Source organism: Candidatus Weimeria sp. HCP3S3_B5 (genome assembly GCF_052064335.1).
GTDB lineage: Bacteria > Bacillota > Clostridia > Lachnospirales > Lachnospiraceae > Weimeria.
In genome coordinates this window covers 1-4,941 of the sequence record NZ_JBQHVU010000042.1, presented here as the reverse complement: position 1 = coordinate 4,941, position 4,941 = coordinate 1, and the positions used below count along the sequence as shown (strand labels likewise).

The window sequence follows — 4,941 nt, the reverse complement described above, 5'->3', positions numbered from 1 at the left end:
GCCGTTTCTTACGCCAAGATTGTGCCGTCACCGAAAATAAAATGCCGTTGAGCGGAGAAATCGTCGAAAATAACACGCCGTTTCCTCCGCTAATAATTTGCCGTTTGACACCATTAGTTTCCATTAGCAGGTTCTAAAGGTGGGTCAGTTTTTTTCTCCTGAAACACGTTCTGGCATATATCGGGCAGTCAGCCTGTATCAGGCAAACGGCAGCTCTTCGTCGATTCCATCTGGAATGTTCATGAAACTGTCATCTGGAACGTCTCCAGAAGGCGCAGGCTGAGAATTATCAGCCGATGTTCCACAAATAAAAATTTTTATCAAAAAGTTTCTTAAAAACTATTTACAGAAATCAGATTTATGAGATAATGACTATAGTAAAAAAAGTAAACAAAGTTTCATATTTTAGATAAGGAGAAATATATATGACAAAGACGAAATCTACAAAGAAGATCAGAGCGATGGCGGTTGTAATGGCACTGTCTGTTGCCGTATGCGGGGTTGCGGTGGGCGTATCAGCAAAGACCAAAAAGAAGGCGAAGCAGCCGAATAATCTTAACCATGCAGCAAAATGGATGCTTGCCGGAGATGAGCAATATAGTATCTCTGATAACGGTGGTGCTACACTCATCAATACTAAATGGATCAAAGGTCCCGTTAAGAACATCAAGTGGAAGTATAACAAAGACAAGGACGAACTGACTGTATCATGGGACAAATACAAAGGTGCATCTTACTACGCCGTAAAGATGGCAGGAGATGGCAGTGGCAGCGATGGTCAGGTTGATAAGCTGAAATCACTAAAAACAAAAGAAGGTTATGCGGTCACAACCAAGCCGTCTATTACTGTTCTTAATGCAAGTAAGTCTCAAGGAGCCGTGGCTATTTCAGCCGTAAAGAAAACCAATCATAATAAATGGAGAAGATATAGTGAACCAATCAATTTTGCTTATGCGGCAAGAGCAAAATATGGACATATACTCATGTATGTATGGGAAAAGCCTTCTCCAGATTTAATCACAAAAAAGGCAATAGATAAATATGGCTTAACAGCCCCTGATTTAGATGATTATGATACTGGTGTTTATGGGAAAGAGCTATTCATTCATCCGCCAGTCAATGGAAGGAGGTCAAAAGCTGATAAGTAATATATATTGACAAACTCCTAATAAAAGTTTATACTTATATCATATTAACAGTGAACAGTAATTAAAAGTCATCTAGCACTATCACAGACCGATAAAGAGGCAGGGGATAGTGCTGGATGGCTTTTTTGTTTTTGCTCAGAGCTGAGATGTATCAGCACTGTTGATAAGTGTCATCGTGACACGGCTTCTTTCAGACGTGAAAGAAGTATGATATCAACATACTGTAGGTATGTTATCTTACATCTTTACCAGAATAGTAGTACACCTCAGCCATAATGATATGATGCAACTCTAAAGACCTCATGTTATAAGCGTAACTTTCTGCTACGACATCATTTATGCCCCAGTATTTGATATATTCCTGATCGATCTCATATCCGTCAAACTCAAATTTCACAGTATTGTCAGTTATTTTCTGATTTGCAAGAGCATCCCACCTCTTACATTCATTTTCCAACTCAGTATAATCCATCATCATAAGACGAAGTATTTCCTGATCTGCATCAATGTACTTGCTGAGTGTTTTCATATTGGTGCTTAAATAGATGTTCTGAGTCAGAGCAAAATCGGCGCCAAAATATTCATACATTCTAATTTTGGTCTGATACTCATCACTCTTTACCTTAGCTTCAACAGGAGTGCTTAAAGCACATCCTATTACAGTAACAGCAGCCATTGAAACCGCAACAACTTTCTTTAAAATATTTTTTACCATATATTTAATTTCCTTATCTAAAATATGAAACTTTGTTTACTTTTTACTATAGTTATTATCTCATAAATCTGATTTCTGTAAATAGTTTTTTTTGAAATTCTTTCAAAAAGTTTTTCTTTTTTCATCTTAAAAAAGCACTCTGCTGATAAGTTTCAGTCAGAGTGTTTTTTTATTTTAATAATGAGCGGTGTCCGTAAGATTTTTAAAGCCTCCCCAGTAACGGAATACGGCCTTGCCAATAATTTCTTTTTTCTTTACGTACTGGAACTTCTCAGCATCTTTTTTATTCTTTACCACGCCTTCTTCAATAGAATCTTCTGCCCAGTAACGTCCGTCATCTGAATTGTTCCTGTTATCTCCCATCACAAAGTAACTGTCTTCCGGCACGTGGAACACCATGCCATCATTCTCGTCGATCCACTCTTCCTTGAGATAGCCTTCCTTGAGAGGGGTCTTGCTGTTATTTATATATACCCTGCCATCAGATATCCTGACTGTCTCTCCCGAAAGACCGATGACACGCTTGATAAAAATGGTCTTGTTATCTACAGGCCATTTGAACATAACTATATCGCCTCTTTTTGGTTCTTTTATCCAGTAGGCGAATCTCGTGCCGATAAGTCTGTCTCCTACCTGCAGCGTGTTCTCCATAGAACCTGATGGAATACTTGCATTGATTATTATTACATTGAAGAATCCCCATATCAACGCAAAACAGACCGCTATCATAGCGACCCAGGAGAACAGTTCTTTTATATTTGCCTTTGTATCAGTCTCTTCTTTTTTCTTTAATTCCATAACCTTTGCCTTTCCGTATATCCAAAGCTGGATAACTCAAGAAGCCTTCTTCTTGAATTTCTTCATATCATCTCTCATAAGCTCTCTGAGCTGGTTGGCATATTCACAAAGTCTCTTGGGCAGGTTCCCATATCAACAGGTCTGTATGTAAGATAGTATCTATATACCATAATTTCCGACTCCTTTCAACCGCTTATCCTCAAAGGCTGACACATTTTTAATTATAACTTACTATATATCACGCTCCTTGGTCTTAACAGCAGTCAGAAGATGGGTGGCCATTACTATACAGCGGGGCTTATTTTTTATTTTAAAACGAACATATATTCTAAGATTTGGCTATCTTGACCTTATATCACCTCTCACATATAATAGGAATTGTAGTTTATTTAGGAGCGATTGATTATGCTGGATCAGATACTAAGGAGAACTTCGGAATTCTTGGATGAGATGCCGAAGTCTGTTCGGAAGAAGAAAGGACAGTTTTTTACTTCACGGGAGACTGCTGCCTTTATGGCGTCTCTTTTTGATACAGAGAATTTGTCGGGAACTGTAACTGCCCTTGATCCGGGTGCGGGTACAGGCATACTTTCGGCTGCTCTTATTGACAGACTGGTATCTGAGAACAGGGTGTCTGATATCCAGCTGGTGTGTTATGAAAATGATTCAGATGTCCTGCCATTGCTCAGGGAGAATCTGGAGTATCTGAAGCAGAATTCATCTGTCAAGATTGACTACAAAATAAATGAAGAGAACTACATTCTAAGTCAGTCGAACGATTTTGAAGGGACCCTTTTTGCAAAGAAGAATCCTGAGAAATATGATCTGATCATTGGGAATCCGCCATATCTTCGCATTATGCGCAAAAGCGAAGAGGCTGAGTCCATGCCTACAGTGGTGCATGGCGCTCCTAATCTGTATTTCCTATTTGCTGCGATGTCGCTTTTTAACCTGAAGGATGATGCAGAGATGGTCTATATCATTCCTAGGAGCTGGACTTCAGGGGAATATTTCAAAGCTTTCAGAAATTACTTTCTCTATTATGGCAGACTGATGCAGATTCATCTGTTTGTGAGCCGGGATAAGGTGTTCAGCCAGGAAAGTGTGCTTCAGGAGACCATGATCATCAAAGTGAAGAAAACAGATGTGACTCCTGATAAGGTCGTGATCTCTTCTACGCAGACTAATAATGACTTCGGCGATATCAAAAGCATTGGGGTCCCATATGATGCTGTAGTAAATGGTGACAATCTTTATGTCTACCTGCCTACGAACGATGAAGATGTGCGTGTCATTCAGGTAGTGAACAAATATCAGAAGACCCTTCCGGATGAGGGACTTAAGATGCATACGGGGATCGTTGTGGATTTCAGGCAGTGGAATGAGCTGAAGAAGGAGCCTGGCAAGCATACATTGCCGCTTTTCTACAGTCAGAATATCAGAAATGGCAGGGTGAATCACAATCCATCAGGCAAAGAGTACGACTGGATTGTGGATTCTGTTCCAGGCCTAATACAGAAGAATAAGAACTATGTATTTTGCAAAAGATTTACCGCAAAGGAAGAGAAACGCAGGCTGCAGTGTGGTATATATCTGGCGCACGACTTCCCGGAGTATCGCTTTATCGGAACACAGAACAAGATTAATTATGTGGACAGGACTGACAAAAAGGAGATGAGTCTGCCACTGACGTATGGGATTTTTGCACTGCTGAATTCCACGCTTTTTGATAAGTTCTATCGGATACTGAATGGCAGTACACAGGTGAACAGTACGGAGATCAACAACATACCTGTTCCACCTGTTGAAGATATTGAGGAGATCGGTGAACAGCTGATAGAGGCAGATGACCTCTCTACGGAGACATGTGATTCTATAATGATGGGAGTATCATACAATGGGTAAGATTGATGAAGCACGGGAGATATTGAAGAAGATCGGTATGCCGTCAGAGCAGCAAAATGATATGGCATGTCTGACTCTTTTGACACTGGCAGGGATTAAGCAGGATAGTAAATGGAGTCAGGCAACTAATGAGTGGATCAGAATCCATGATGTCCTTCAGTTCGCATCGGAATATTATGATAAGGTCTATGCTGAGAATACCCGTGAGACGATAAGGAAGAGCTGCATGCATCAGTTCAGAGAAGCAGCTCTTATCGAAGATAATGTAACCTGGATTCCCGGAATTCCAACCTATGTTGCCACTATGAAAACGGCTGAAAAGCCGCATAAATACTGAAAAAATGACATGTTTTCATTGCCTTCTCCTACATAGTG

The 4,941-nt window shown here is 40.1% G+C and carries 6 protein-coding genes and 1 pseudogene; 3 read left to right on the top strand and 4 right to left on the bottom strand.

The window, feature by feature from the left end; all coding sequences use genetic code 11:
- Positions 1-198: 198 nt before the first annotated feature.
- A pseudogene (locus tag ACTNCK_RS11445) lies at positions 199-282 on the bottom strand (single-stranded DNA-binding protein); the annotation flags it as partial.
- A 143-nt stretch (positions 283-425) separates the two neighbouring features.
- Between ACTNCK_RS11445 and ACTNCK_RS11440 the strand changes: the two are divergent.
- Positions 426-1,148 (top strand): hypothetical protein, encoded by a 723-nt coding sequence (locus ACTNCK_RS11440; RefSeq protein ID WP_441082849.1) that lies wholly within the window; start codon positions 426-428, stop codon positions 1,146-1,148.
- 232 nt (positions 1,149-1,380) lie between these two features.
- On the opposite strand, the gene ACTNCK_RS11435 is transcribed toward ACTNCK_RS11440, so the two are convergent.
- The 3 genes from ACTNCK_RS11435 to ACTNCK_RS11425 all read right to left on the bottom strand — a co-directional run bounded on the left by ACTNCK_RS11435 (position 1,381) and on the right by ACTNCK_RS11425 (position 2,831).
- The gene (locus ACTNCK_RS11435) at positions 1,381-1,863 is read right to left on the bottom strand and encodes a hypothetical protein (protein WP_441082848.1); all 483 of its coding nucleotides are present in this window, start codon (positions 1,861-1,863) and stop codon (positions 1,381-1,383) included.
- A gap of 174 nt (positions 1,864-2,037) precedes the next feature.
- Positions 2,038-2,661: a signal peptidase I gene (lepB, locus tag ACTNCK_RS11430; RefSeq protein ID WP_441082847.1), complete on the bottom strand. Its 624-nt coding sequence runs from the start codon at positions 2,659-2,661 to the stop codon at positions 2,038-2,040.
- A gap of 74 nt (positions 2,662-2,735) precedes the next feature.
- Entirely contained in the window at positions 2,736-2,831 is a 96-nt protein-coding gene (locus ACTNCK_RS11425) for a hypothetical protein (protein ID WP_441082846.1), read from the bottom strand.
- A gap of 235 nt (positions 2,832-3,066) precedes the next feature.
- Here ACTNCK_RS11425 and ACTNCK_RS11420 point away from each other — a divergent pair, with 235 nt between their 5' ends.
- Both ACTNCK_RS11420 and ACTNCK_RS11415 read left to right on the top strand, forming a co-directional pair.
- Positions 3,067-4,566 (top strand): Eco57I restriction-modification methylase domain-containing protein, encoded by a 1,500-nt coding sequence (locus ACTNCK_RS11420; protein ID WP_441082845.1) that lies wholly within the window; start codon positions 3,067-3,069, stop codon positions 4,564-4,566.
- Positions 4,559-4,903 (top strand): hypothetical protein, encoded by a 345-nt coding sequence (locus ACTNCK_RS11415; protein ID WP_441082843.1) that lies wholly within the window; start codon positions 4,559-4,561, stop codon positions 4,901-4,903. Before ACTNCK_RS11420 ends, ACTNCK_RS11415 begins: the two co-directional genes overlap by 8 nt.
- The last annotated feature ends 38 nt before the right edge of the window (positions 4,904-4,941 follow it).

Bases quoted from the DNA above. Each gene is read 5' to 3' on its own strand.
- ACTNCK_RS11420 (WP_441082845.1), top strand. From the start codon at position 3,067: ATGCTGGATCAGATACTAAGGAGAACTTCGGAATTCTTGGATGAGATG.
- ACTNCK_RS11425 (WP_441082846.1), bottom strand. From the start codon at position 2,831: ATGGTATATAGATACTATCTTACATACAGACCTGTTGATATGGGAACC.
- ACTNCK_RS11440 (WP_441082849.1), top strand. From the start codon at position 426: ATGACAAAGACGAAATCTACAAAGAAGATCAGAGCGATGGCGGTTGTA.
- lepB (WP_441082847.1), bottom strand. From the start codon at position 2,661: ATGGAATTAAAGAAAAAAGAAGAGACTGATACAAAGGCAAATATAAAA.
- ACTNCK_RS11435 (WP_441082848.1), bottom strand. From the start codon at position 1,863: ATGGTAAAAAATATTTTAAAGAAAGTTGTTGCGGTTTCAATGGCTGCT.
- ACTNCK_RS11415 (WP_441082843.1), top strand. From the start codon at position 4,559: ATGGGTAAGATTGATGAAGCACGGGAGATATTGAAGAAGATCGGTATG.